This window comes from Bradyrhizobium sp. USDA 3650 (assembly GCF_054057395.1).
The window spans coordinates 3,968,122-3,993,955 of record NZ_JBSRZG010000001.1; the positions used below are offsets into that span (position 1 = coordinate 3,968,122).

Below are 25,834 nucleotides of genomic sequence, written 5' to 3' on the forward strand. Positions count from 1 at the left end.
AATCCAGAAATGTTTCCGCGGAGACAGCCTGGATCGCTTCGTCGCTTCGCTCCTCGCAATGACGAGGTTTATTTCTTCACCAGCGGACAGCGCGACTGCTCGAGCGACTGGAACGCCTCGCTGCCGGGTACGGTGGCGAGCAGCTTGTAGTCGTCCCAGCGGCCCTTGGATTCCGACGGCTTCTTGACCTCGAACAGGTACATGTCGTGCAACATGCGGCCGTCCTCGCGGATTTTGCCGTTCTTGGCGAAGAAGTCGTTGATCGGCGTCTCCTTCATCACTTTCATCACCGTCGCGGCGTCGGTCGTGCCGGCCGCCTTCACGGCCTTGAGGTAGTGCGTCACCGAAGAATAGACGCCGGCCTGCGCCGAGGTCGGCGGCCGCTTCATGCGCTCCTGGAAGCGCTTCGAGAACGCGCGGGTGTCATCGTTGAGATCCCAGTAGAAGGCTTCCGCCAGCAACAGGCCCTGCGCGGTCTCGAGCCCGATCGAGTCGATGTCGGTCACGAAGGCGAGCAGCGGCGAGACCTTCTGGCCGCCCTTGGTGATGCCGAACTCGGCCGCCTGCTTGATGGCGTTGACGGTGTCGCCGCCGGCGTTCGCGAGCCCGATCACCTTTGCCTTCGAGGCTTGGGCCTGGAGCAGGAACGACGAGAAATCCGACGTGTTGAGCGGATGGCGCACGCTGCCGAGCACCTTGCCGCCGGTCTTGGTCACGACCGCGCTGGTGTCCTTCTCCAGATCCTGACCGAAGGCGTAGTCGGCGGTGAGGAAGTACCAGGTGTCGAGGCCCGACTTCACGGCCGCAAGGCCGGTCACATTGGCCTGGCCGTAGGTGTCGAACACGTAGTGAATGGTATAGGGACCGCAGGCCTCGTTGGTGAGGCGGATCGAGCCCGGGCCGTTGAACATGATGATCTTGTTGCGCGCTTTGGCGATCTCGCCGGCGGCAAGCGCGGTCGCGGAGGCCGCGACGTCGTAGATCATCTCGACGCCCTGATTGTCGAGCATGTCGCGGGCGATGTTGGCGGAGAGATCGGCCTTGTTCTGGTGGTCGGCGGCCAGCACCTGAATCTTGCGGCCGAGCACCTCGCCGCCAAAGTCCTCCACGGCCATCTTGGCCGCGGTCTCGCTGCCGGGGCCGGTGATGTCGGCATACAGGCTCGACATGTCGAGAATGCCGCCGATCTTCAGTGGCGGCTTGTCCTGCGCCTGCACGGCGCTTGCACTCAGCGCCAGCGCAGCAGCGAAAATGCCCGACAAAACATGCTTCATCGAAAAAGACCTCCCTTGATCGCCTGTCTCTAATGGCGGCTTGGTTATTGGTGTTGTCGCAATCATGCCGCATGCGCGACAGCGCAGCAAGCGCGCGGGACGATGCAGATGAACGATCGACACGCGCTTTCCGCAAAGCGGAATGACGAGATGCGGAAGAGTGCCTCCGCCGTCATTGCGAGCGCAGCGAAGCAATGACGGAGTATGAACAAACAGTCTTCGCGCCCCACCGCGCTTGGGTTATGGTTGGAGCGCAACGCAACCTTTCCGGGCAACGTGACGCGACTGCTTCATCTCATCGTCGCATGTCTTCTGGTCGCGGCTTGCGGTGCGTCCGCCACGCCGTGCCAGTTCGAGTCCCAGGGCGAAGGCCGCGTCACCGCGATCGATGCGCGCAGTCTGCGTCTCGATGACGGCCGGGAAATCCGCTTGACCGGCATCGAGCCGACCGCGACCACGAAGCAGGCGCTGACTTCGTTGCTGGTCGGTCGCGACGTGATCCTCCGCAGCGCCGACGACACGCCCGACCGCTATGGTCGCCAGGGCGCGCTGGTCTTTGTCGGCGAGAGCGACATCTCCGTGCAGGCGACGCTCCTCGCCCAGGGCGACGCCATCGTCTCCGCCGAGATCGCCGATAAGGACTGCGCGGCCGCCCTGATGGCGGCGGAGGCCGAGGCGAGGCGCCAAAAAAAGGGCAGCTGGGCTGACCCGTCGGCCATAAAAAACGCGGAAAGTCCGGACGATATTTTGGCGGGGATCGGGCGTTTTGTGGTGGTCGAGGGCAAAGTCCTGTCGGTCCGGCAAGCTGGGGCAATGACCTACCTCAACTTCGGACGAATCTGGACACGCGGCTTCGCCGTGACTATTTCAAAGCGCATGGTACCCGCGTTCGAAAGCGCCGGGATCGCCCTTAAGTCTCTGGAAAATAAACGTATTCGTGTCCGGGGCTGGGCTGAGGGGAATACGGGGCCGCGTATCGATGTACGCCTCGTGGGACAAATCGAGTTGCTGGGCGCAAACGAGCCGACAGGGGTAAGGCCCTAAAAGGGGCCAGGCACGGGTTAAGCGACGTGAATGGGGTGCTAGGACGGCACGGACGAGGTGAACGCCGCCTGCGGGCAGCGCCGGCTGTGCTATGCCTCGTGCTGGGTTCAGCCCTTGCCGGTTGCGGCGATATGGGCCGATTCCAGACCGCGGCGGCCCCGCCGACCGTCGCGATGCCCAAGCCGAAGCCGGCCGTCGCGCAGACCCCCGCCACCGAGAAGGAGCACGAGCGCATCCTGGCGAGCTATGGCGGCACCTATGACGACCCCAGGCTCGAATCGCTGGTCACCAAGACCGTCGACCGGCTGGTCGCGGCGTCCGACCGCCCCGACCAGGGTTACAGGGTCACGATCCTCAATTCCGGCGCGGTGAACGCCTTCGCGCTGCCGAACGGCCAGCTCTATGTCACGCGCGGTCTTCTTGCGCTGGCGAGCGACACCTCGGAATTGTCCTCCGTGCTCAGCCACGAGATGGCGCATGTGCTGTCGAAGCACGCCGCGATGCGCGAGGACCAGGCCCGCCAGGCCGCGATCGTCACCCGCGTCGTCACCGACATGAGCAACGATCCCGATCTCACGGCGCTCGCGCTCGCCAAGACCAAGCTGACCATGGCGAGCTTTTCGCGCAATCAGGAGTTCGAGGCCGACGGCGTCGGCGTCGGCATCTCCGCCAAGGCCCACTTCGACCCTTATGGTGCCGCACGCTTTCTCTCGGCGATGGAGCGCAATGCCGAGCTGAAGGTCGGCAAGACCTCGCTCGATCCGCGCGCACAGGATTTCACCTCGTCGCATCCGGCAACGCCCGAGCGCGTGCAGAACGCGCAGACCATCGCGCGGCAATACGCTGCGCCAGAGGGCGGCGAGCGCGACCGCGAGACCTATCTCGCCGCGATCGACAATCTCGTCTACGGCGAAGACCCCAGCGAAGGCTTTGTCCGCGGCCGGCGCTTCCTGCATCCGAAGCTCGGCTTCACCTTCCAGGCACCGGATAATTTTACGCTCGACAATACCGCGCAGGCCGTGATCGGCGTGCGCGACGGCGGCTCGCAGGCGATGCGTTTCGACGTCGTGCGGGTGCCGGCCGAACAGTCGCTCGGCGATTACCTGAATTCCGGCTGGATGGAGGGCGTCGAGAAGGCCTCCACCGAGGACATCACCATCAACGGTTTTCCGGCTGCGTCCGCCACCGCCAAGGGCGACCAGTGGCAGTTCAAGGTCTATGCGTTGCGCTTCGGCAGCGACGTCTACCGCTTCATCTTCGCGGCCCGGCAGAAATCGACCGAGAGCGAGCGCAATGCGCGCGAGACCGTCGGTTCATTCCGCCGCCTGACGCTCGACGAGATCCAGGCCGCGCGCCCGCTGCGCATCAAGGTCATCACCGTGCAGCCCGGCGACACCGTGGAATCGCTCTCCCACCGCATGGCCGGCGTCGATCACCCGGCCGAGCGTTTTCGCGTCCTCAACGGCCTCGATCGCAACGCGCAGGTGAAGGTGCGTGATCGTGTGAAGGTCGTGGCGGATTGAGGCTTGAGCCTAACCGCCCGCGTCCATGTCGCCGGCCTCGCGCTGGCCGCTGAGCCAGAGCGCGAGCAAGGTCCAGAACGCGCCTGACAGTAGGTACGCACCCGAAGCGATGACGCCGAGATTGGTCGCAAGCAACAGGGCGACCAGCGGTGCGAAACCTGCGCCGAACAGCCAGGCCATGTCGGAGGTCAGCGCCGAGGCCGTGTAGCGATAGGCCTGCTTGAAGTTCGACGCGATCGCGCCCGACGACTGGCCGAACGACAGGCCGAGCAGGATGAAGCCGATCACCATGTAGATGGTCTCGCCGAACGCGCCAGCATCGAGCAGTTGCGGGGCGAAGCCGCTGTAGATCGCGATCGCGATCGCCGATCCCATCAACAGCGACTTGCGGCCGACGCGGTCGGCGATGACGCCGGAGAGCACGATCGCGCCGACGCCGAACACGGCGGCGACGATCTCGATGATCAGGAAGCGCACCGGGCTTTCGCGGGTGAACAGGAACACCCAGGACAGCGGAAACACCGTGACCATGTGGAACAGCGCGAAGCTTGCCAGCGGCGCAAACGCACCGAGCATGATGTTCTGGCCTTCGCGCGCGACGGTCTCGGAGATGCGCGAGGGCTGCAATTCGCGGGTCTCGAACAGCGAGGCATATTCTTCCGTCGTCACCATGCGTAGGCGCGCGAACAGCGCCACGACGTTGATGGCAAAGGCGACGAAGAACGGATAGCGCCAGCCCCAGTCGAAGAAATCGTCGGCCGAGAGATTTCCGGCGAAATAGGCGAACAGCCCGCTCGCCACGATCAGACCGAGCGGCGCGCCAAGCTGCGGCACCATCGCGTACCAGCCACGCTTCGAAGGCGGCGCGTTCAGCGCCAGCAGCGAGGCCATGCCGTCCCAGGCGCCGCCCCAGGCCAGACCCTGTGCGATGCGCGCCAGCGCCAGCAGCCAGATCGCGGCAGCGCCGATCTCGTGATAGCCGGGCAGGAACGCGATCGCGACGGTGGCGGTGCCGAGCAGGAACAGTGCCGAGATCAGCTTGGCCGTCTTGCCGTATTCGCGGTCGACCGTCATGAAAATGACGGTGCCGATCGGCCGGGCCATGAAGGCCAGCGCGAAGATCATGAAGGAATAGAGGGTGCCGGTCAGTTCGCTCGTGAACGGAAACACCAGGCGCGGGAAGACGATCACCGAGGCGATCGCAAAGACGAAGAAGTCGAAGAATTCCGAGGTGCGGCCGATGATGACGCCGATAGCGATCTCGCCTGGACTGGCCTGGTCGTGGCCGTGCTCGCCCGAGTGGTCTGCCATTGCGGGGGTCTGTGCCATCGCCATTCGTGCGCCCTTAACGTCCTGAAAACCAAAGCCGACCGCCCGGCAAGGCGCCAGGCAACCTAGCCCTGTCTGGCGCAACATCCCGCACTGCAACATTGGACAAATTGTCCAATGTCCGGATTGCTGCGCCGCAGCTACCCCTTGGTCCCGCAAAAGAAACTCATTCTCATAAGGCTCGGCCCGTGTCCCGTTTCAAGATCCTGGCGCTGCTACCCCTGGCGGTTGCGCTCAGCGGCTGCAACTACGTCGTGCTGGCGCCGGCCGGCGATATCGCCGCGCAGCAGCGCGACCTCGTCATCATCTCCACCGTCCTGATGCTCCTGATCGTCGTCCCGGTGATGGCGTTGACGGTGCTATTCGCCTGGCGCTACCGCCAGTCCAACACCGACGCCCGCTACGAGCCGGAATGGGACCACTCGACCAGCCTCGAGCTGGTGATCTGGTCGGCGCCGCTCTTGATCATCGTTTGCCTGGGCGCGCTGACCTGGATGGGCACGCATCTGCTCGACCCCTATCGCACGCTCGGCCGCATCCATGCCGACCGCGCCGTGGACCAGTCCAAGGCCCCGCTCGAGGTCGACGTCGTCGCGCTCGACTGGAAGTGGCTCTTTATCTATCCGGACTACGGCATCGCCACCGTCAACGATCTGGCAGCTCCGGTCGATCGCCCCATCAACTTCCGCATCACCGCGTCCTCGGTGATGAACTCGTTCTACATCCCCGCGCTGGCCGGCCAGATCTACGCGATGCCGGGCATGGAGACCAAGCTCCACGCCGTCGTAAACCACGCCGGCACCTACCGGGGCTTTTCGGCGAACTATAGCGGCGCCGGCTTCTCCGGCATGCACTTCAACTTCCAGGGTCTCGACGACAAGGGCTTTGACGCCTGGATCGCCAGCGCCAAGTCCGGCGGCGGCTCGCTCGGCCGCGCCGAATATCTCCAGCTCGAAAAGCCCAGCCAGAACGAGCCGGTGCGGCGCTTCGGCACCGTCGATTCCGATCTCTACCGCCTGATCCTCAACATGTGCGTCGAGACCGGCAAGATGTGCCAGAGCGAGATGATGGCGATCGACGCCAAGGGCGGCCTCGGCCATGAGGGCCTGAACAACACCCTGCCGCTGGCCTACGACAAATACGCCCGCCGCGGCACGGCGCTTGGGCCGGAGCCGAGCTTCGTCGCCGGCACCTGCACGCCCGAGGCGCCGCAGGGCAGGACCACCGCCTCCATCGCGGCGCCTGTCGACACCGCGCCGCTGCTCGGCGCCGGCCTGAAGCGGCCGACGTTCACACCGCTGAAGTCCTCGTCCTTCTTCCTCGGACAACGTCCGAAGTCAGATTCGTAAAGAGATCCCGCATGTCTCCTGATCTTCTCAAGCTCATCTTCGGCCGGCTCACCTTCGAATCGCTGCCGCTGCACGAGCCGATCGTCGTCGGCACCTTTGCGGTGGTGGCGACCGGCGGCCTCATCATGCTTGCCGGCCTGACCTATTTCCGCGTCTGGGGTTATCTCTGGAGCGAGTGGTTCACCAGCGTCGACCACAAGCGCATCGGCATCATGTACATGATCCTCGGCATCGTGATGCTGCTGCGCGGCTTCGCCGACGCGTTGATGATGCGGCTGCAGCAGGCGCTCGCCTTCGGCGGCTCCGAGGGTTATCTCAACTCGCATCACTATGACCAGGTCTTCACCGCCCACGGCGTGATCATGATCTTCTTCGTGGCGATGCCGCTGGTCACCGGCCTGATGAACTTCGTCGTGCCGCTCCAGATCGGTGCGCGCGACGTGTCGTTCCCGTTCCTGAACAATTTCAGCTTCTGGATGACGGTCGGCGGCGCGGTGCTGGTGATGGCTTCGCTGTTCATCGGCGAATTCGCCCGCACCGGCTGGCTCGCTTATCCGCCGCTGTCGAACATCGGCTACAGTCCGGATGTCGGCGTCGACTATTACATATGGGGACTACAGGTCGCGGGCGTCGGAACGACATTGTCCGGCATCAACCTGATCTGCACCATCGTCAAGCTGCGGTGCCCCGGCATGACCATGATGCGGATGCCGGTGTTCACCTGGACCGCGCTCTGCACCAACGTGCTGATCGTCGCTTCCTTCCCGGTTTTGACCGTCGTGCTCGCGCTGCTTTCGCTCGACCGCTACGTCGGCACCAACTTCTTCACCAACGATTTCGGCGGCAGCCCGATGATGTATGTGAACCTGATCTGGATCTGGGGTCATCCCGAGGTCTACATCCTGGTTCTCCCCGCCTTCGGCATCTTCTCGGAAGTGACATCGACCTTCTCGGGCAAGCGGCTGTTCGGCTACACCTCGATGGTCTACGCCACGGTGGTCATTACCATCCTGTCCTACCTGGTCTGGCTGCACCACTTCTTCACGATGGGGTCTGGCGCCAGCGTCAACTCCTTCTTCGGCATCACCACGATGATCATCTCGATCCCGACGGGCGCGAAGATGTTCAACTGGCTGTTCACGATGTATCGCGGCCGCATCCGCTTCGAGCTGCCGATGATGTGGACGATCGCGTTCATGCTGACCTTCGTGCTCGGCGGTATGACCGGCGTTCTGCTCGCAGTGCCGCCGGCCGACTTCGTCCTGCACAACAGCCTGTTCCTGATCGCGCACTTCCACAACGTGATCATCGGCGGCGTGGTGTTCGGCGCGTTCGCCGGTATCGGCTACTGGTTCCCGAAGGCGTTCGGCTTCAAGCTCGACCCGTTCTGGGGCAAGCTGTCGTTCTGGTTCTGGGTCACGGGCTTCTATCTCGCCTTCATGCCGCTGTATGTGCTCGGCCTGATGGGCGTGACCCGCCGGCTCCGCGTGTTCGACGACCCGAGCCTGCAGATCTGGTTCATCGTCGCCGGCATTGGCGCCTTCCTGGTCTTCCTCGGCATCCTCTCAATGCTGATGCAGTTCGCCGTCAGCTTTCTCAGGCGCGAGCAGCTCAAGGACGTCACCGGCGATCCCTGGGATGCGCGTACGCTAGAATGGGCGACCTCCTCGCCGCCGCCGGCCTACAACTTCGCCTTCACTCCCGTCGTTCACGACAATGACGCGTGGTGGGACATGAAGAGGCGCGGTTATCAGCGCCCGCTCACCGGGTTCAAGCCGATCCACATGCCCAGCAGCACCGGCACCGGCATCATCCTCGCCGGCTTTGCCACCGCGATGGGATTCGGTTTGATCTGGTACATCTGGTGGCTGGCGGCCGCGAGCTTCATCGCGATGCTCGCCGTCGGCATCGGTCACACCTTCAACTATCACCGCGATTTCGACATTCCGGCCGAGGACGTCATCCGGGCCGAGGACGCGCGCACCAAACTGCTCGCCGGAGCCAAGTAAATGACTGTCGCTGTCAATCCCACGCAAACCGGCGAGCCGGTGTTCTACCTCGCCGACGAACACCCGCATCCGGAAGGCTACAGCACCTCGCTCGGCTTCTGGATCTATCTGATGAGCGACTGTCTCATCTTCGCAATCCTGTTCGCCACCTTCGGCGTGCTCGGCGGCAATTACGCCGCCGGTCCGGCGCCGAAGGATCTGTTCGAGCTGCCGCTGGTCGCGGTCAACACCTCGATGCTGCTGCTGTCGTCGATCACCTACGGCTTCGCCATGCTGACGATGCAGCAGAACAAGATCGCGCAGACCCAGATTTGGCTGGCGATCACCGGCCTGTTCGGCGCCGCGTTCATCGGCATCGAGCTGTCCGAGTTCGCCCACATGATCCATGAAGGCGCGACGCCCCAGCGCAGCGCCTTCCTGTCCGCCTTCTTCACCCTGGTCGGCACTCACGGCCTGCACGTCAGTTGCGGCCTGATCTGGCTGGTGACCCTGATGGTGCAGGTCTGGAAGTTCGGCCTGATCGAGGCCAACCGCCGCCGCCTGATGTGCCTGTCGATGTTCTGGCACTTCCTGGACGTGGTCTGGATCGGCGTCTTCACCTTCGTCTATCTTCTGGGAGTTCTGCGATGAACACCGATATCAACGCCGCCCACGCGGACGATCATCACCACGGTGACAGCCACGCCCACGGCTCGTTCTCGACCTATATGCTCGGCTTCGTGCTCTCGGTCGTGCTCACCGCGATCCCGTTCTGGCTGGTGATGAGCGGCGCGCTTCCGAGCAAGCAGATCACCGCGCTCGTGATCATGGCCTTCGCGGTCGTGCAGATCGTCGTGCACATGATCTACTTCCTGCACATGAACACGACGTCCGAGAACGGCTGGAGCATGATGGCGCTGATCTTCACCATCGTCATGGTGGTGATCGCGCTGTCCGGTTCGCTGTGGGTGATGAACCACCTCAACAGCAACATGATGCCGATCCACCAGATGACCGGTATGAAATGAGCGAGGCTCTGAAGTGAGCAAGACCCGGACCGTGACAAGCAAGGCAAACGGGGCTCGCGGAAAGGTCGCGCGCCCGTCCTTGTGGCTCGCGGTCCTCTCGCTCACGGCCATTGCAGTTCTGATCGCGCTCGGCGTCTGGCAAGTCGAGCGCCGCGCCTGGAAGCTGGCGCTGATCGATCGCGTCGAGCAGCGCGTTCATGCTCCGGCCCAGCCGATCCCCTCGCCGGCGGCATGGCCGACCGTCTCCGCCGCAAACGACGAATACAGGCACGTCAGCGTCTCCGGCCGTTTCCTGCATGATCGCGAGACCCTGGTTCAGGCCGTCACCGACGAAGGTCCGGGCTATTGGGTGCTGACGCCGCTTCAGCGTAGCGACGGCACGCTGGTCCTGGTCAACCGTGGCTTCGTGCCGTCCGAGCGGCGCGACGCCTCGACGCGCCGGGACGGCAATCCGGACGGCCAGGTCGAGATCACCGGCCTCTTGCGCATCACGGAGCCAAAAGGCGGATTCCTCAGGACCAACGTGCCGGAGCACAATCGCTGGTATTCGCGGGATGTCGCTGCGATTGCGGCGGCACGCGGCCTCGACCATGTCGCGCCCTTCTTCGTCGATGCCGACGCTGGATCACAATCCGGCAGCGGCCCAATCGGCGGATTGACCGTGATCAGCTTTCCCAATAACCACCTGATCTACGCGCTGACGTGGTTTGCCCTGGCTTTCATGCTAGCCGGCAGACTTATCGTCACATTCGGCGGCGGACTGTTCCGCCGCAGGAAGCCCTGGAGCGGCTTCGTCCACGAAGCGGTCGGCGGCTCCGATGCCGGCGCCCGCAGGACGGGATCAGATGCTGGAACGATCGTCGAGCCCACCTGACGACGGAAGAACGCATGACGCCGTCACGCTGCAATCGCAGGCGGACGCGCGCAGCGAGCTGATCGGCGCTGCGCCGACCGACGACGAGACCAACCGCAAGAACATGGCGCTGCTGATCCAGCTGCGCTGGACCGCAGTGGTCGGCCAGATCGTGACCATCGGCGGCGTGCATGTCTGGCTCGGCATTCCCCTGCCCCTCACCCGGATGGGCGCGGTGATCGGAGCCCTGATATTTCTCAACATCTCCAGCCTGGTCTGGGTGCGCCATCGCGCCGCGATCACCAACAACGAGCTGCTGGTCGCCCTGATGCTGGACGTCGCCGCGCTGACCGCGCAGCTTTACCTCAGCGGCGGCGCCACCAATCCCTTCACCTCGCTGTTCCTGCTCCAGGTGACGCTGGGCGCGGTGCTGCTCGATGGCCGCTCGACCTGGTCGCTGGTCGCGCTGACCTGCGCGAGCTTCGTCTGGCTGACCGTCGCCTATCGGCCGCTCGATCTGCCGCCGAACCCGCTGAGCGAGACCTACACGCTCACGGTTGCCGGCATGCTGCTGGGCTTCGTGCTCAACGCCGTGCTGCTGGTGGTGTTCGTCACCCGCATCAACAGGAATTTGCGCGAGCGCGACGCGCATCTGGCGGCGCTGCGCCAGCATGCCGCCGAGCAGGATCATATCGTGCGCATGGGCCTGCTCGCCTCCGGCGCGGCTCACGAGCTCGGCACGCCGCTCGCCTCGCTCTCGGTCATCCTCGGCGACTGGCGCCGCATGCCCGACCTCGCGGCCGATCAGGAGCTGGCCGAGGACCTGGCGGAGATGGAGACCTCGCTGCAACGCTGCAAGTCGATCGTGACGGGCATCCTGGTGTCGGCGGGCGAAGCCCGCGGCGAAGGATCGTCGCCGACGACGGTGGCGGCTTTCGTCACCGCGCTGGTGGAAGAGTGGCGCGACGCGCGCTCGGCACGCACGCTGTATTTCGTCAACACCTTCGGCGAGGACGTCGCGATCGTCTCGGACGTCGCGCTGAAGCAGGTGATCTTCAACGTGCTCGACAACGCCTACGAGGTCTCGCGCGACTGGGTCGAGCTCGTTGCCGGGCGCGAGGGCGATCATCTCGTGCTGTCGATCAGCGATCGCGGCCCCGGCTTTGCGCCGGAGATGCTGGCCCAGCTCGGAAAGCCCTATCAGTCGAGCAAGGGCCGCGCCGGCGGCGGGCTCGGCCTGTTCCTGGTGGTGAACGTGGTGCGCAAGTTAGGGGGCAGCGTGACCGCCGAGAACCACAGGAAGCGCGGCGCGACGGTCCGCCTCACGCTGCCGCTCGCAACGCTCGCGATCGGAGGCAGCTTTGACGCCTGACCGTTCGCTGATCGTCGTCGAGGACGATGCCGGCTTTGCGCGCACCCTGAAGCGTTCGTTCGAGCGCCGCGACTACGAGGTCGTGCTCGCCGCCTCGATCGAGGAGGTGCGGAAGGTCCTGGAAGAGCGATCGTTCGGCTATGCCGTCGTCGACCTCAAGCTCGGGGGCGCCTCTGGGCTGGCCTGCGTCGAGCTCTTGCACACGCACGATCCGGAGATGCTGATCGTGGTGCTGACGGGCTTTGCCAGCATCTCCACCGCCGTCGAGGCCATCAAGCTCGGCGCCTGCCACTATCTGGCCAAGCCGTCGAACACCGACGACATCGAGGCCGCCTTCAACAAGGCCGCAGGTAATGCCGAGGTCGCGCTCGACGCCCGGCCGACATCGATCAAGACGCTGGAATGGGAACGCATCCACCAGACCCTGATCGAGACCGATTTCAACATCTCGGAAGCCGCAAGACGGCTCGGGATGCACCGCCGGACCCTGGCGCGGAAGCTCGAGAAGCGGCCGGTGAAGTAGGGAGGAGCGGATCGAAGCCGCTCCTCCTCCCCACTGGCTAGGCTTGCCTGCCATATCGGGCGATGATGTCGGCCAGCGCGATATGGCCTGCGCAGGGACCTGCTCCCGAATCATTGCTCCCGCTCTCCACAGCGGTGGCGTAGATGACCCCGGGATCGGCCTCGAGTTGTTGGCGCAGCGCCGCCAGCTTTGGCCAGCGGCTCCTCTCCGCGACGGCGTGGAAGTCGAGCCAGCGCGCCACACCTGCCAGCAAGGCGTCCGCGAGGGTCGGCCGGTCGCAGAGCAGGAACCTTGTCGGTTCGATCATGGCTTCGAGCTTGTCGTGGCGTTCGATCACCTTTCTCCTTCCGAAGTCCCGCAAAGCCGAGCGCATGGTGTCGTCCATCGCCACGCCTTCCATTGCGACCCAAAGCGGCGCGAAGGCGCCGGTAAAGCCGGTGTTCACGAACGCCATCAGCTGGTGCATGCGATCGGCTTGCGGCGACAACGGATCAAAGCTGATGCGCCGTTCGGTGTCCCGGGCTTCGAGCCAAGCCGCGATCGCCATGGTTTCCGTCAGCACATTGCCCTCGTCCGTGATGAGTGCAGGCGTCTCGTGTCGGGGATTGATCCTGGCATATGACGGGCTCAGCATCTCGCCCAGCATGTCGACGCGACACAGGCGATATGGCCTGCCCAGCCATTCAAGAGCTGCAACGAGTCCCATGGAGCTTCCCATCGGGAAGCCGTAAAGTAGGATTGGGTCCATCGATCTATTCTCCGTGATTTCTTATGATCACGCTGCGCAGCGGTCCCGAACCCTAGTCGCTCGCTCCATCATGTAAATTGCGAACATTTTTGTAACCTGGAGTCCGCCGATGAAAGATCTCGTTTCGAGATGTCCCATCGAGGAAGTGATGCAGATCCTGAGCGGCCGGTGGCCCACGCTTCTGATCTACTATTTGAAGCAGGGCACCAAACGGTTCAGCGATTTGCGTCGGGACAATCCGACCATCTCGCACAGGATGCTCGCCCTCGAGCTTCGCAAACTGGAGGACGCCGGGATCGTGACCCGCACGGAATTCGACGGATACCCCTTGAGGGTCGAGTACGATCTGACCGCCGCCGGCCACACCTTGGTGCCGTTGATCGATGCGTTGGGCGCCTGGTGGTCAACGGTTGCGACTGACGCGGGCGGAGACCACCGCGAGACCGGGCGCGGCGCTTCGGGAAGCGCGTCGCGGATTTGATCCCGTTCAGGACCGCATAGGCTCAAAGCAATTCCGCCCGCTGACCGCCCCTCCGAAACAAAAAGCCCGGCCAAATGGCCGGGCTTTTGATCTGTTGCGATGAACGCGCGAGAGGCCTACGCGGCCTCGTCGGCGACCGTGGCGCCGCCATCGGTCTCGTCGCTCTCGCCCTCGGCGTCCGCATCGCCTTCGCCTTCGGCGGCTTCGGACTTGGCGCCGGTGCGGCGCGGGCTCTTGGCGAGCTGGGCCTCGATCTCCTTGACCGCTTCGGTCTCGGTCGAGTGCTGCACCACCGCGATCTCGCGGGAGAGACGGTCGAGCGCGGCTTCATAGAGCTGGCGTTCGCTGTAGGACTGCTCCGGCTGCGACTCGGAGCGATAGAGGTCGCGCACGACTTCCGCGATCGCGACGATGTCGCCCGAATTGATCTTCGCTTCGTATTCCTGGGCGCGGCGCGACCACATGGTGCGCTTGACGCGGGCACGGCCCTTGAGGGTCTCGAGCGCACGCTTCACCAGCGCGGGCTCCGACAGCTTGCGCATGCCCACATTGGCGACCTTGGCGGTCGGCACGCGCAGCGTCATCTTGTCCTTGATGAAGTTGATGACGAACAGCTCGAGCTTTGCGCCGGCGATCTCCTGCTCCTCGATGGCCAGGATTTGGCCGACACCGTGAGCGGGATAGACGACGAATTCGTTGGCCTTGAAGCCCTGACGCTGGGTCACGACCTTCTTTTCCTCGACCTTCGGCGCAACAGCCGCGGGCTTCACGGCCGGCTTGGCGGCAGCGACAGGGGCCTTGGCGGGAGCAGCAGCAACAGGAGCCTTCGGCGCGGCGGGCTTGGCAGCGGGAGCCTTGGCAGCGGGCGTCTTTGCAACAGCGGGCTTTGCGGCAGGCTTGGCGGCAACAGGCTTGGCAACGGTCGCTTTCGCGGCCGGCTTGGCAGTCTTGTTAGGCATTGCGCTTCTTTTGTTCTTCGAGGACTTTGCAGCCGGCGCCTTCGTCGCGGTCCGACCCTTGGATGCGCTACGGCTGGCCGCGGCGACTTTCTTGGCGTCCTTATGGGAAGCCTTCGCTGAAGTACTCTTTTTACGCGTTTTCTGTGACACAGCCTGCGCGCGGAAACTGCCACGCCCCTGTTCGACATTTGGTTTCACGGGAACCCAACGGGGCCGACGGGGCTAACCAGGGTTCGGCTCAATGTGCCCAATATAGCACATTTCCCGCAAAAATCAATGATTTAGGGGTCTTAAGGGCTGGTTTTCGGCGATAACGCCGCTAATAGGGTTAAGTTTGACCCGAATTAGTCGCCGGAACCGGGGTTCGAGGAGAAATACTTGTCGAACTTGCCCTCCATGCCGTCGAAATCCTTGGCGTCGGCAGGTGATTCTTTCTTCTGGGTGATGTTCGGCCAGCTCTTGGCGTAGTCGGCATTGACCGTGAGCCACTTTTCCAGGCCCGGTTCCGTGTCCGGCTTGATGGCATCGGCGGGGCATTCCGGCTCGCACACGCCGCAATCGATGCACTCGTCAGGATGGATGACGAGCATGTTCTCGCCCTCGTAGAAACAGTCGACCGGGCAGACCTCGACGCAGTCGGTGTACTTGCACTTGATGCAGGCTTCAGTGACGACGTAAGTCATCCAACGCTCCGAAAAGCTCTTTTAAAAGTCGCGGCTTGCGTAGCGCGGATGGCCCGGCGCCGCAAGCTCAGGAACGGCCGATCATGACGGCTTTATGCGCTTGATCGACCAAGAAATGAATTCAAAGCGCAATTAATTGCGCTGAGAATTCGGATGGCCTTCACTGAGCTCTTCGTAGAGCACACGGGCCGAGGCGGCGTCGCCGCGGCGCTCGTTGAAGGCGATGACTCTCAACACGCGCACGGTGCGATCGAGCGCGATGGTGAGCACGTCGCCGACCTTGATCGCATGCCCCGGCGACTTCTCGCGTGCGCCGTTGACGCGAACATGGCCGGACTCGACAAGCTCGGCAGCGGAGGTGCGCGCCTTCACCACCCGCGCGTGCCATAGCCATTTGTCGATGCGCTGCCGCTCGGTCGTGGGCTCACTCCTTACGCCCGGACAGCTGCTCCTTCAGCGCAGCGAGCTTTGCAAACGGCGAGTTCGGATCGACCGGACGATCGCGCTCGCGCGGGGTGGCGCTCGATGCGTAGGGGCGCAACGACGGCCCGCCCTGGCGGTCGCGGCCCTTGTCGCGGTCGCGGCCACGGTTGTCACGGCCCTTGTCGCGATCGCCGCCACCGAACTTGCCCTTGTTGCGATCCTTGTTGTCGCGGTCCTTGTTGCCGCCATTCTTGCCCTCGAAGCGGCGGTTCTTGTCGTCGCGCCCCTCCGGACGCGGCGCGGCTGCGGTGCCGCCTTCGCGCGGCTTGCGGAAATCCCTGCCGCCATCGCGACCAGAATCGCGGCGATGACCGCCGCCATGGCGATGACGTTCACCGCGTTTCTCGCCGTCTGCGGCAGGCGCGGCTTCGCCTTCGGCAGGCGCAGCGCCGGCTTCAGCAGCCGCCTGCGGACGCGGCTGGTGACGCTGGTTGCGATGTCGCTCGTGGCGCGGCTTGCGATCATCGTGACGGCCGGCGGGACGCCAGACCTCGATGAGCTCGGGCTCGGCGGGCGTCGCCGCGGTCTCCACGGGTGCTGCCGCATCGGCCGACGCAGCGGCTTCGGTAGCAGCGGTTTCTGCAGGCGCGGTTTCGGCGGGGACAGCTTCAGCGGGAGCGGTTTCAGCAGCTTCAACGGCTGCCGCAGCTTCTTCCGCAGGTGGCGCGATGCCGGGAGCGTCTTCCGGCGTGACGGATGCCTCAAGCGCCGGCTCTTCGGGCGCGGGCTCGTCGTGCTGCTCCATGCCGGGCGCGTCTTCGACGGTCACAGGCTCGGCGGCGGCTTCGATCGCGGTGTCCGCGGGCGTTGCGGCGTCCTCGACCGGCGTTTCGGTCGCGGGCGTCTCTTCGGTGGAGGCTTCAGCAACGGGTGCCTCAGCAACAACCGGCTTCGCCGGCAGCGGCGGGCGCTTGTCCATGCGGTAGCCGAGCGCACGCAGCACCGACGCAAAATCCTCGCCGGCAGAACCGGTGAGCGAGGTCATCGCCTGCGTCACGACAAAGCTGCGGCCGTCGAACGCACCGGCAGGCTTTTCGCCGGACGCATTCTCGCGCCAGGCCAGCGCCGGACGGATCAGATCGGCCAGGCGCTCCAGGATGTCGACGCGCACGGCTCGCTCGCCGGCCTGCTTGTAGCCGAGCACGCGATAGGCATCGCGCGGCAGCTGCTTGTCGACCGGGAACGAGGTGCGGCCGGAGCTCGCCAGATGCTGCGCGCCCGACAGCGCCGAGGGATCGACGTTGTCCTGCTTCAGCGCCCAGAGCAGCGCGGCCAGCGCACGCCCGGCCGGCTTGAGCATGCCGGGGAAATAGAGGTGATAGGCGCCGAAGCGGACGCCGTATTTGCGCAAGGTCGCGCGCGAGGGCTGATCGAGGTCCTTCAGCTCGTTGGCGATCTTCGGGCGCTCCAGCACGCCGAGCGCCTCGACGAGCTGATAGGCGATGCCGCGGGCGATGCCGGTGACGTCCTCGGCCTTGCTGAGCTCGAACAGCGGCCCGAGCAGCTTTTCGATGTGCGTCTTGAGCCAGAGCTCGAGCCGGGCCTGCACCTTGTCGCGGGGGGCGCCCGTGAGGCGTTCGTCGGAGATGATGCGGATGCGCGGATGCAGCGCGTCCTCTGCGGCAGACAGCCGCGCCACGGCGTCGCCGGTCCAGCGGATCATGCCTTCCGAGGTCAGCACGAACTGCTCGTCCGGCGCATTGCCCAGTTTTTCGGCGCGCGCGTTGATCTCGCCGGCGAGCACGGCCTGCGCTGCAGCCTGCAACGCTTTCGCATCGGAGCCGGCTTCCGCCGCATCCGGTGCAAAGGTGAAGCCATCGAGGCGGCCGATGACATGGCCTTCGACGATGACTTCGCCGGTCTTGCCGATTTCCGTATTCAAGCTCGTGTTCTCCCGCAGGCGGCGCATCAATACACTGGTCCGGCGATCAACGAAACGCTCAGTCAAGCGTTCATGGAGCGCATCCGATAATTTATTTTCGACCTCGCGGGCGATCCCCTGCCAGCGTTCCGGGTCTTTCAGCCAGTCGGGACGGTTGGCGACGAAGGTCCAGGTGCGAATCTGCGCGATCCGGGCCGACAGCGTGTCGATATCGCCATCGACGCGGTCGGCCTGGTCGATCTGGGTCCTGAACCAGGCGTCGGGGATGCATCCCTTCCGCATCAGGAAGCCGTAGAGCGTGGTCACCAGCTCGGCATGGGCGGCCGGCGACAGCTTTCGATAATCCGGGATCTGGCAGGCCTCCCACAGCCGTTCCACCGCGTCCTTGCCATGCGCGACATCGCGCACTTCGGCGTCGCGGGCGGCGTGGTCGAGCACGCGCATGTCTTCGGCGATCGGCGCGCGGGTCAGCGCCTCATGGCCGGGCGCCAGGTTCAGCGAGACCTGGAGCGCGCCGAGGGAGGCGAAATCCAGCTTCGAATTGCGCCATTGCAAAACCTTCACGGGGTCGAAGGTGTGGTTCTGCAGCGCATTGACCAGCTCGGGCTCGAACGGCGCGCAGCGGCCGGTGGTGCCGAAGGTGCCGTTGCGGGTGGCGCGGCCGGCGCGGCCGGCGATCTGGGCGAATTCGGACGGCGTCAGGCGGCGGAACTGGTAGCCGTCGAACTTACGGTCGGAGGCAAAGGCGACGTGGTCGACGTCGAGATTGAGGCCCATGCCGACGGCGTCGGTGGCGACGAGGTAATCGACCTCGCCGTTCTGGAACATCGCGACCTGCGCATTGCGGGTGCGCGGCGAGAGCGAGCCCAGCACCACGGCGGCGCCGCCATGCTGGCGCCGGATCAGCTCGGCGATGGCGTAGACCTCGTCGGCAGAGAAGGCGACGATGGCGGTGCGGCGCGGCTGCCGCGTGATCTTGCGGTCGCCCGCGAATTCCAGCTGCGACAGGCGCGGCCGCGTGATCATGGAGACGCCCGGCAATAGCCGCTCGATGATCGGCCGCATGGTCGCAGCGCCGAGCAGCAGCGTCTCGTCGCGGCCGCGGCGGTTGAGGATGCGGTCGGTGAAGACGTGGCCGCGTTCCAGATCGGATGCGATCTGCACCTCATCGACGGCGAGGAACGAGACGTCGAGATCCCGCGGCATCGCCTCGACGGTCGAGACCCAGTAGCGCGGCGATTTGGGCTTGATCTTCTCCTCGCCGGTCACCAGCGCGACGGCATCGGGGCCGACCCGGGCTGCGATCTTGTTGTAGACCTCGCGCGCCAGCAGGCGCAGCGGCAGCCCGATCATGCCGGAGGGATGCGCGAGCATCCGCTCGATGGCGAGATGGGTCTTGCCGGTGTTGGTGGGCCCGAGCACCGCAGTGACGCCGGCGCCGGGAAGCCGCTCGGAAGCGAAGGGGGAGGAGGAAAAAGGCATCTGGGGGATTAGGTAATGGCGATTGGGGCGAATGTCAGTGCTGTTTTGGGGCGGTGGCGCGAAGGGCTCGGAAGTCACCTCGCCCCGCTTGCGGGGAGAGGTCGGCGCGAAGCGCCGGGTGAGGGGGCTCTCCGCGAGTCCGTCTGTCACCGCTTCCGTGGCAGCAGCCCCGCACCCCAACCCTCTCCCCGTAAGAACGGGGCGAGGGGAACGAGAGAGCTCCCCAGATCTCGCGCAACTGTCTCACTTTGCGACGCTTTTCCCGTTGGCTTTAAGCTTCGGAACGAGTTGAGAACGAATCGCGGCCGAATCGCTGACTCCCCCTTGAGTCCTGTTCCGTTCTCGCAAGATGTCGCGGGAGGCTTATTGGGTTCGCACTAGATGGAGTTTTGCCCCGCCGCACAAGCGACGTTTCGATGGCGGATTCGTTAAAGCTGGGGACGGCGCGGAGTCGAATCAGAATCGGGGAGGAGTCAAATGGATTCCCGGCTCTCGACCCCTCCAAAACAAAAGGTGCGAAAACAACCCCATGCACAGTAGGCATGCCGTTGAAATCATTCGCGTTTATTTTGCCAAAAGAGAGGTCCGTAGCCCGCATGGAGCGGAGCGCAATGCGGGGCCAAGCAAAGAACCCGGATTACGCTTGCGCTCCATCCGGGCTACGGCAGCAGCCCCTACTGCGTCTTCGCGACCTTGGGCGGCTGGGCGCTGGTGATGAAGGAGGTCGCTTCCAGCATGGCCGGGCCGAGCGGGGTCGGTACTTTCAGCCAGAACGGGACCAGGATGCGCGTTCCCGCGATCGGCGCGAACGCGACCTCGATGTTGCGCTGGGCGGCGAGATATTTGATCACGGGACGGTCGGGGATGTAGCCGGCAATGGGCACGAAATAGAGCGAGCAAACCACGACCTGGCCGTGATAGCCCTTCTCCGCCTTCACGTTCTCCATGCGCTTGAAATCGAGCTTGAGCTCGTAGCGCATGCGGCCGTCGAACACGGCGGCGCTGCCGTGGCAGGCGTCCGCCGACAGCACGTCGCCGGTGCCGGATACGCGCACCAGCGAGGCCGTCATCGGGTCCCAGACGCCGCGGCGATGCGCGTCGGTGACGACGATGCGGTCGGGATCGACCGGCGGCTCCGGCAGAATCGCAAAATCCTTCACATTGCCCTTGTCGAGCGTGATGCGGATCTCTTCGGTCTTCTTCGAGGTGGTGGTGGAGGCCTGGTACCCGGTCGCAACCAGCGCGCCGTTGACCACGCGGCCCTGCGAGGCGCCGGTACCGGACCCGCCCGCGAAGGATTTTAGAAGCCCCGAGGTGCCGCCGGAGGCCGCGGCCGCGAACACGTCGTCCTGGATGTCGATGTTCCAGGCGCCCTTGCCGACAGGAATCCCCGACAGCGTCGCCTCGTATTGCGCCTCGAGCTTGCCTTGCGCCGCCGCGGGCTCCGCCGCCCACGCCAAGACCAGCCCGCCAAGGGCCGCCATGACCCAGCTTCCGGCAGAGCGCGGATGACTTGCGCGCGGATTCCTTGCGCGCCGCTCCGCTGAGCGCAGCTCATTTGGGCGCAGCTCATTTGGACGCAGGCTTGGCGCAAGATGAGGCGTTGTGAGCACGAAACAATCCAATCGGGGCGCGAACGGTTGTTACTTAAGCCAAAAACCGCGCCAAGCAATGCGTCCGGGCCACTCCGCGTCCGGAACTCCACCGGACTCTTCGGGCGCGAATACGCCCTTTATGTGATGGTAAGGCGCGATAATCATTGCCGTTTTGGTGATCGGGCCGGGTCAGAAGCGCGCACCTCACCCCGCCACCTCCCCCCCTCGCCCCGCTTGCGGGGAGAGGGTCGGGGTGAGGGGGTCTCTCCCCGGAGGAGGTGAGACTTGAGTATACTCAACCCGCAGCGCCCTCGCGGAGGCTCCCCCTCACCCGAAATCCGCGCGGATCGCGTGCATTCCGGCCTCTCCCTGCAGGCGGGGAGAGGCGAAAGCAGCAGCCAAAACCTTGACGTCCCGCCGCTTCCCCCCTATACGTCCGCCCGCTCCCTGCAAGGACAGAGAATTTGCCCGTGGCGCCCCGAATGGCGGCCGCACATCGTTGGGAAAGATTGAGGATTTTGCCATGTCTCGCCGCTGCGAATTGACGGCCAAGGGCCCCCAGGTCGGCCACACGGTCAGCCACTCCAACATCAAGACCAAGCGCCGCTTCCTGCCGAACCTGGTCAACGTGACCTTCATCAGCGAAGCGCTGGGCCGCAACGTGCGCCTGCGCGTCTCCACCAACGCCATCAAGAGCGTCGACCACAATGGCGGCCTCGATCCCTTCCTGCTCAAGGCCAAGGCCGCCGTGCTGTCGCCGCGCGCCCTCGAGCTGAAGCGCGCCATCCAGAAGAAGGTCGGCCCGACCCCCGCGCCGGAGAAGAAGGCGAGCTAAGAATTTTGGGATTGGGCGGAGGCTTGCGTCGAGAGGCGTAGGCTTAGCCGGATAGAGTTTTGCATTGCGGCCGGATCGGAAGATCCGGCCGTTTTTGTTTTTGGGGCTACGTCCCTGTGGAAAAACAGCTCCATCGCAAGTTAACAATAGAACTAAAGGTTGTATCGCAGGAATTTAAGCCCGGAGACGAACAGGAGGGAATGCAGTGGAGGGCTTCGAGCTTGCGCGACTAAGTCCGATTGCGTTTGAGAGGCTGATTAGAGCCCTGTGCTTTGCCAATATGGGGCCAGCTGGGATCGTGTATTCGCCTGGTGCAGATGGAGGGCGAGACTTCACCTATGAAGGCAAGATCAAAGGTTACGAGGCAAGGGACTGGAATGGGCACCTCATAATACAATGCAAATTTAAGGACCAAACCTCATCTAAGATTGACGACCTTACTTGGCTAAAAACTCAGCTAGACGAGGAGCTCACTAAATTTCTTCAATCCGGACTGAGGCCGCGGAAGCCGGACTATTATATCTTAGCGACCAACATACAGCTGTCCGGCGCAGACGGGGTAAGCAACAAGCGAACAGGTAAATCGCGAAAAGGAGGCTTAACGAAGATCGCAGATCTTTTCACCAGTTGGAAGGACAAACTGCAGATCAAGGACTTCGATGTTTGGCCCCACGACAAAATTGCAGATCTGCTAATCGCACAACCTGCAATCCGACAAACGTACGCGCAATGGATAACGTCTGGAGACGTACTGGCTAAAACACTCCAGCACTTTGCGTCGACCCGGCCTGATTTTGGAGACGTGGCTGTAAGGTATATCAAGAATTCACTACAGAGGGATCAGTACGTCAGATTAAGGGACGCGGGCAGTGTAAGCGACCTGCAAATCCGTACCAGCCAGGTAATCGTGGACCTTCCGCTAGCGACCGGCGATAGGCTACACACCGCGTATTTGCTGGAAGAGGATGATATACCATTTGACGAAGAAGAGGCCGCTTCTGAAAACGCTATTGCGCAACTCGTCGAACGGGCGAGGGAAAAGCTGGACGCGGAAACTTTGGTTGCTGATGAAGAGCCCAACGATACTGGACGGCTCACCAGAAATAAGGTCGTCCTGATAGGAGGACCTGGCCAAGGAAAGTCGACAGTCAGTTTATTTTTAACGCAACTCTTTCGTGCCGGAATACTCAGTCAGCAACACAACTTGCGGCGCGACCCTGCCACCAAGCGCTTGGTCGCGGAAATACTTGGGCGCGCTGAGAGCGAGCATATCTCCACGTCATTTCCGCCCCGCTTTCCGTGCCATATCTCGTTGCCGCGATACGCCGATGCAATTAGCACCGCGCGACAGTCTAAGAACCGACTTCCGTCTATCCTCACACATCTTGCGATAGAGATTGGGAATAGCGCGGACTTGGAAGTTGACCGTTCTGATCTACGGAATTGGTTGCGTAGTTATCCTTGGATGCTCGTTCTGGACGGCCTCGACGAAGTTCCGCCGAGTGGAGAGCGGCCGGCAATTCTGGAAGCAGTCAAGGTGTTCTTGACCGAAGTCAGTGAAGTAAATGAGGACATACTGATTGTCGTCACAACACGACCTCAGGGCTACAATAAGGATTTAGGCGAAGAGTTGTGGGAGCATTGGCAACTAGCCGACCTGAAGCCAGCTCAAGCGTTGCGGTATGCGCAAGCATTTGGCCGAGCCCGATACCCGAACGATTCTCTTCGACGGGAAGAGGTGCACCGATCGTTGGAGAAGGCAGCAAGTCAGGCAGCTACGGCCCGACTGATGGTCACGCCGCTACAGATAACGATCTTGCATTTCATTGTCGATACGGGAGGCGGAGTACCAACTGCTCGTTGGACGCTCTTCAATGAGTATTTTGAGGTCCTGAAGAAGCGCGAAAAATCGAAAGGTGGTGAGCTACAGCGGATACTTGAACGTCATTCCCTTCATCTCGGGCCGATTCACTATCGCGCGGGGCTCATTCTGCAAACCGATAGCGAGCACTCTGGAGGCGCGGGCAGCACGTTTACCCAGGATCGGTTACGGCACCTAATCCGGAACTATCTGGGCTCGGAAGGCTTCGTTGACCCCGAACTGCATAATCGCGTCGAAGAATTGATGAAGCTGGCAACTGAGCGGCTGGTTCTTTTGTCACAACAGATTGAAGGCACCGTCAGTTTTGAGGTCCGATCGCTTCAAGAATTTATGGCCGCTGCCGCGCTCACTTCGGGCGATCAGGAAATAATGGAACTCCGTCTTTCGCAAATTGCAGGAAACTCTCACTGGCGTCATGTATTTCAAATTGCCTCCAGCCGCTGCTTTGCCGACGATAGCTTCCACTACCGCAGAGCCACCATCACACAAATTGCTCGGCAGATGGATTCCATCGAGCCCGACATGACCGCCGGAAATGGAGCTCGTCTCGCTGTAGACCTACTCTTCGATGGAATTGCGCTGGATCAGCCGAATTTTCGTCGACCGCTAATCCGACATGCCTTGGAGCAGCTAGACCTAGGCAGTACGGCGGTTGACGATCGTCTGGCCACCGTTTGCGATGCCACAGCATCCGATATCGTTAGGGAGGTAACCAGTCGAAAGATACTGGAAGGCAAGCCGACGTCGACTCTGTCTGCATGGAAGCTTCTTTTTCAGATTAGTCAGCAAGGGCAATCATGGGCAGACGACATAATTGTGCAGTTTTGGCCGCGAGTTGATCGGCTCGACAGTGAACTAATCGAAAAAATTGCCTTTCCCCTTGGAAGTCAGATAATCGCGGACCTTTTGGCCAACGCATTTTCAAAAGATGGACCAACGAATGGCCTCCAGGCGCAGCAATTGGGAGATCGATTGTTAGTCCGCAATAAGCGGGATGAGCGCATCGACTATTCGCGCTTGCGAGCAATGAATTTCACCAGCTTGTATTACGCCGATGTACTGAACCGACAAGATTGTGTCGTTCTGCGCGACCTCTTTCCAAGCGCTTATTATACAGTCAGATTCGTCTCGATCAGCAACGCGAATGCCTTCAAGCAATTCGACGGACGAGATTTCAATGGCGAGCCATGGAACTTCGTTCGTGGAGTGAGGCGTTTCACTGAAAAGCCAAACAGACAGACCCTGGCTTCGTGCATACGCGATTTTCGATTCGATAAAAGGGCGCCGTCAATTTGGAATTTTCTTCCTTGGCCAATTTCTATGGCCCTAAGCGAAGCAAACAACCAGGACGATCTCGAACGGATTTCGAACGAAATCGAAGACGGGGAGCGGGGGGATGTGGGCGAATGGATTGCCGCGGAAAGGCGATGGCAAAAAACTGGCATAACTCAAGATGACCTCTCTCCAGATAGTCGAGGGCGCTGGTTCAGTTCTGAAATCGCGCGGCGAGGTATGCCTTCATGGGTAGTAGCGTATGACCGCGTACGCCAAACCGATTTGTCTGTCGCCAAGCTCCTCTTGAGCAAAGCTAAAACAATAGAACAGCCCAAGATCGCCGCACTTCTCACAATGACCGCCGATCTTGAGATTTTCTTCAACTCCCGGAAGGATAGTTGGACGCCGTCGGATTTGGAATTTGCGTTAAACCGAATGTCAGATCCGTCCTATCATTTTCAACAAGGCTTTTCGCAGGTTCTCGAAGCTATACCATCGGCGCTATACACTGATCCAGACACGGTAACTAAGATGGCGGGGCTGATGTTGCGCCTCCCCAAATTCGAATTTCACGATTATAATGTTAATCGAGTAATTTTGGACGTCTTCAAATTGAATTCCACGGACGTGAGATTATTTTATCCTGTAGTTAGATCCAGCGGGGCAGACGACACGAACACAGCTGCTGCATATCTGAAGCAGATTTCAGCAACTGATATTGAAGGGGTTTCGGATATCCACGCGCGATATGCAATACTCGCCGCGCGGCTTTTATACGGGCACAATAAATCTGAAGATCTAGACGTTCTGCTCGATATGAGGGTGCCTGAGGATTTACTGCTTGCCGTTCTATCGAGCGAACATGCTCAATTAGATGATCGTCTGCGATTGCTAACCCTCCTCGTGAACAAGCTGAGAGATAAAGGATCTGCCGATTGGAAGGCGTATGTTGCACCGATGCGTCGAGCTCTCGACAGTAGAAAATCCGGGCTAACAAATCTGGAGGTCTGGACGCGTCTTAAGCTTCCTGGGGAGAGTTTTGATCTCTTGCTCCCTCTAGCAGGACAGAGCTGAAACTCTCGACGAACATCAAGGCCCTGCTATACTCACCCCCGAGAGGACGCAGCCGCCGCAGATGGCGTCCTGGGATGACGGGGGTCGCACGTGACGGAGCCGACAACCTAGCACCGCTAGAAGGCCAATATCCGACCTGGTGCTGGGCTCACCGCTGGCTCTGGACACGCTC

20 protein-coding genes are annotated in these 25,834 nt (G+C 62.6%); 12 read left to right on the plus strand and 8 right to left on the minus strand.

Annotated elements, in window-relative coordinates; all coding sequences use genetic code 11:
- Positions 1 to 68: 68 nt before the first annotated feature.
- Complete coding sequence (locus tag ACVIN2_RS18450; RefSeq protein WP_018452962.1) at positions 69 to 1,274, minus strand: ABC transporter substrate-binding protein; 1,206 nt, start codon at positions 1,272 to 1,274, stop codon at positions 69 to 71.
- Between the two features lie 204 nt (positions 1,275 to 1,478).
- Between ACVIN2_RS18450 and ACVIN2_RS18455 the strand changes: the two genes are divergently transcribed.
- A complete protein-coding gene (locus tag ACVIN2_RS18455; protein ID WP_456766634.1) occupies positions 1,479 to 2,318 on the plus strand; it encodes a thermonuclease family protein in 840 nt (279 codons plus the stop codon).
- Positions 2,319 to 2,449: 131 nt separating this feature from the next.
- Entirely contained in the window at positions 2,450 to 3,841 is a 1,392-nt protein-coding gene (locus ACVIN2_RS18460) for a M48 family metalloprotease (protein ID WP_018452960.1), read from the plus strand.
- A gap of 9 nt (positions 3,842 to 3,850) precedes the next feature.
- On the opposite strand, the gene ACVIN2_RS18465 is transcribed toward ACVIN2_RS18460, so the two are convergent.
- Positions 3,851 to 5,176 (minus strand): MFS transporter, encoded by a 1,326-nt coding sequence (locus tag ACVIN2_RS18465; protein WP_007604615.1) that lies wholly within the window; start codon positions 5,174 to 5,176, stop codon positions 3,851 to 3,853.
- 182 nt (positions 5,177 to 5,358) lie between these two features.
- Here ACVIN2_RS18465 and cyoA point away from each other — a divergent pair, with 182 nt between their 5' ends.
- From cyoA to ACVIN2_RS18500, 7 genes are read left to right on the plus strand one after another with little or no spacing between them, the layout of a single operon-like run.
- Positions 5,359 to 6,519 carry a ubiquinol oxidase subunit II gene (cyoA, locus tag ACVIN2_RS18470; RefSeq protein WP_456766635.1) on the plus strand — a complete coding sequence of 387 codons (1,161 nt, stop codon included), beginning with the start codon at positions 5,359 to 5,361 and terminating at the stop codon, positions 6,517 to 6,519.
- An 11-nt stretch (positions 6,520 to 6,530) separates the two neighbouring features.
- On the plus strand, positions 6,531 to 8,528 hold the full coding sequence (gene cyoB / locus ACVIN2_RS18475; protein ID WP_247405786.1) for a cytochrome o ubiquinol oxidase subunit I: 1,998 nt from the start codon (positions 6,531 to 6,533) through the stop codon (positions 8,526 to 8,528).
- A complete protein-coding gene (cyoC, locus tag ACVIN2_RS18480) occupies positions 8,529 to 9,158 on the plus strand; it encodes a cytochrome o ubiquinol oxidase subunit III (protein ID WP_007599270.1) in 630 nt (209 codons plus the stop codon).
- A complete protein-coding gene (gene cyoD / locus ACVIN2_RS18485; RefSeq protein ID WP_456766636.1) occupies positions 9,155 to 9,535 on the plus strand; it encodes a cytochrome o ubiquinol oxidase subunit IV in 381 nt (126 codons plus the stop codon). Before cyoC ends, cyoD begins: the two co-directional genes overlap by 4 nt.
- Positions 9,536 to 9,548: 13 nt before the next feature.
- Positions 9,549 to 10,409 carry an SURF1 family protein gene (locus ACVIN2_RS18490; protein WP_456766637.1) on the plus strand — a complete coding sequence of 287 codons (861 nt, stop codon included), beginning with the start codon at positions 9,549 to 9,551 and terminating at the stop codon, positions 10,407 to 10,409.
- Entirely contained in the window at positions 10,381 to 11,760 is a 1,380-nt protein-coding gene (locus ACVIN2_RS18495) for an ATP-binding protein (RefSeq protein WP_456766638.1), read from the plus strand. Before ACVIN2_RS18490 ends, ACVIN2_RS18495 begins: the two co-directional genes overlap by 29 nt.
- Positions 11,750 to 12,283: a response regulator transcription factor gene (locus ACVIN2_RS18500; RefSeq protein WP_027515183.1), complete on the plus strand. Its 534-nt coding sequence runs from the start codon at positions 11,750 to 11,752 to the stop codon at positions 12,281 to 12,283. Before ACVIN2_RS18495 ends, ACVIN2_RS18500 begins: the two co-directional genes overlap by 11 nt.
- A 37-nt stretch (positions 12,284 to 12,320) precedes the next feature.
- On the opposite strand, the gene ACVIN2_RS18505 is transcribed toward ACVIN2_RS18500, so the two are convergent.
- Positions 12,321 to 13,031, minus strand: coding sequence for a glutathione S-transferase family protein (locus ACVIN2_RS18505; RefSeq protein ID WP_456766639.1), 711 nt, complete (start codon positions 13,029 to 13,031; stop codon positions 12,321 to 12,323).
- Positions 13,032 to 13,140: 109 nt separating this feature from the next.
- Here ACVIN2_RS18505 and ACVIN2_RS18510 point away from each other — a divergent pair, with 109 nt between their 5' ends.
- Positions 13,141 to 13,512 (plus strand): winged helix-turn-helix transcriptional regulator, encoded by a 372-nt coding sequence (locus ACVIN2_RS18510; RefSeq protein WP_456766640.1) that lies wholly within the window; start codon positions 13,141 to 13,143, stop codon positions 13,510 to 13,512.
- Between the two features lie 116 nt (positions 13,513 to 13,628).
- Here ACVIN2_RS18510 and ACVIN2_RS18515 read toward each other — a convergent pair whose 3' ends face one another.
- The 5 genes from ACVIN2_RS18515 to ACVIN2_RS18535 form a co-directional block, all read right to left on the minus strand.
- Positions 13,629 to 14,471 carry a CarD family transcriptional regulator gene (locus ACVIN2_RS18515; protein ID WP_456766641.1) on the minus strand — a complete coding sequence of 281 codons (843 nt, stop codon included), beginning with the start codon at positions 14,469 to 14,471 and terminating at the stop codon, positions 13,629 to 13,631.
- 344 nt (positions 14,472 to 14,815) lie between these two features.
- On the minus strand, positions 14,816 to 15,154 hold the full coding sequence (fdxA, locus tag ACVIN2_RS18520) for a ferredoxin FdxA (RefSeq protein ID WP_027567965.1): 339 nt from the start codon (positions 15,152 to 15,154) through the stop codon (positions 14,816 to 14,818).
- A gap of 132 nt (positions 15,155 to 15,286) precedes the next feature.
- Positions 15,287 to 15,556, minus strand: a complete 270-nt coding sequence (locus ACVIN2_RS18525) for an RNA-binding S4 domain-containing protein (protein WP_456769756.1) — start codon at positions 15,554 to 15,556, stop codon at positions 15,287 to 15,289.
- A 22-nt stretch (positions 15,557 to 15,578) separates the two neighbouring features.
- The gene (locus ACVIN2_RS18530; RefSeq protein WP_456766642.1) at positions 15,579 to 19,001 is read right to left on the minus strand and encodes a helicase-related protein; all 3,423 of its coding nucleotides are present in this window, start codon (positions 18,999 to 19,001) and stop codon (positions 15,579 to 15,581) included.
- 674 nt (positions 19,002 to 19,675) lie between these two features.
- Positions 19,676 to 20,485 carry a DUF3108 domain-containing protein gene (locus ACVIN2_RS18535; protein WP_456766643.1) on the minus strand — a complete coding sequence of 270 codons (810 nt, stop codon included), beginning with the start codon at positions 20,483 to 20,485 and terminating at the stop codon, positions 19,676 to 19,678.
- A 634-nt stretch (positions 20,486 to 21,119) separates the two neighbouring features.
- Here ACVIN2_RS18535 and rpmB point away from each other — a divergent pair.
- Both rpmB and ACVIN2_RS18545 read left to right on the plus strand, forming a co-directional pair.
- Positions 21,120 to 21,431, plus strand: a complete 312-nt coding sequence (gene rpmB, locus ACVIN2_RS18540; protein ID WP_026232426.1) for a 50S ribosomal protein L28 — start codon at positions 21,120 to 21,122, stop codon at positions 21,429 to 21,431.
- Positions 21,432 to 21,636: 205 nt separating this feature from the next.
- Positions 21,637 to 25,662, plus strand: coding sequence for a hypothetical protein (locus ACVIN2_RS18545; protein WP_456766644.1), 4,026 nt, complete (start codon positions 21,637 to 21,639; stop codon positions 25,660 to 25,662).
- Positions 25,663 to 25,834: the final 172 nt, after the last annotated feature.

Bases quoted from the DNA above. Each gene is read 5' to 3' on its own strand.
- ACVIN2_RS18465 (WP_007604615.1), bottom strand. From the start codon at position 5,176: ATGGCGATGGCACAGACCCCCGCAATGGCAGACCACTCGGGCGAGCAC.
- ACVIN2_RS18460 (WP_018452960.1), top strand. From the start codon at position 2,450: ATGGGCCGATTCCAGACCGCGGCGGCCCCGCCGACCGTCGCGATGCCC.
- fdxA (WP_027567965.1), bottom strand. From the start codon at position 15,154: ATGACTTACGTCGTCACTGAAGCCTGCATCAAGTGCAAGTACACCGAC.
- ACVIN2_RS18505 (WP_456766639.1), bottom strand. From the start codon at position 13,031: ATGGACCCAATCCTACTTTACGGCTTCCCGATGGGAAGCTCCATGGGA.
- rpmB (WP_026232426.1), top strand. From the start codon at position 21,120: ATGTCTCGCCGCTGCGAATTGACGGCCAAGGGCCCCCAGGTCGGCCAC.
- ACVIN2_RS18515 (WP_456766641.1), bottom strand. From the start codon at position 14,471: ATGCCTAACAAGACTGCCAAGCCGGCCGCGAAAGCGACCGTTGCCAAG.
- cyoB (WP_247405786.1), top strand. From the start codon at position 6,531: ATGTCTCCTGATCTTCTCAAGCTCATCTTCGGCCGGCTCACCTTCGAA.
- ACVIN2_RS18450 (WP_018452962.1), bottom strand. From the start codon at position 1,274: ATGAAGCATGTTTTGTCGGGCATTTTCGCTGCTGCGCTGGCGCTGAGT.
- cyoD (WP_456766636.1), top strand. From the start codon at position 9,155: ATGAACACCGATATCAACGCCGCCCACGCGGACGATCATCACCACGGT.
- ACVIN2_RS18495 (WP_456766638.1), top strand. From the start codon at position 10,381: ATGCTGGAACGATCGTCGAGCCCACCTGACGACGGAAGAACGCATGAC.
- ACVIN2_RS18535 (WP_456766643.1), bottom strand. From the start codon at position 20,485: ATGGCGGCCCTTGGCGGGCTGGTCTTGGCGTGGGCGGCGGAGCCCGCG.
- cyoC (WP_007599270.1), top strand. From the start codon at position 8,529: ATGACTGTCGCTGTCAATCCCACGCAAACCGGCGAGCCGGTGTTCTAC.
- ACVIN2_RS18530 (WP_456766642.1), bottom strand. From the start codon at position 19,001: ATGCCTTTTTCCTCCTCCCCCTTCGCTTCCGAGCGGCTTCCCGGCGCC.
- ACVIN2_RS18455 (WP_456766634.1), top strand. From the start codon at position 1,479: ATGAACAAACAGTCTTCGCGCCCCACCGCGCTTGGGTTATGGTTGGAG.
- ACVIN2_RS18510 (WP_456766640.1), top strand. From the start codon at position 13,141: ATGAAAGATCTCGTTTCGAGATGTCCCATCGAGGAAGTGATGCAGATC.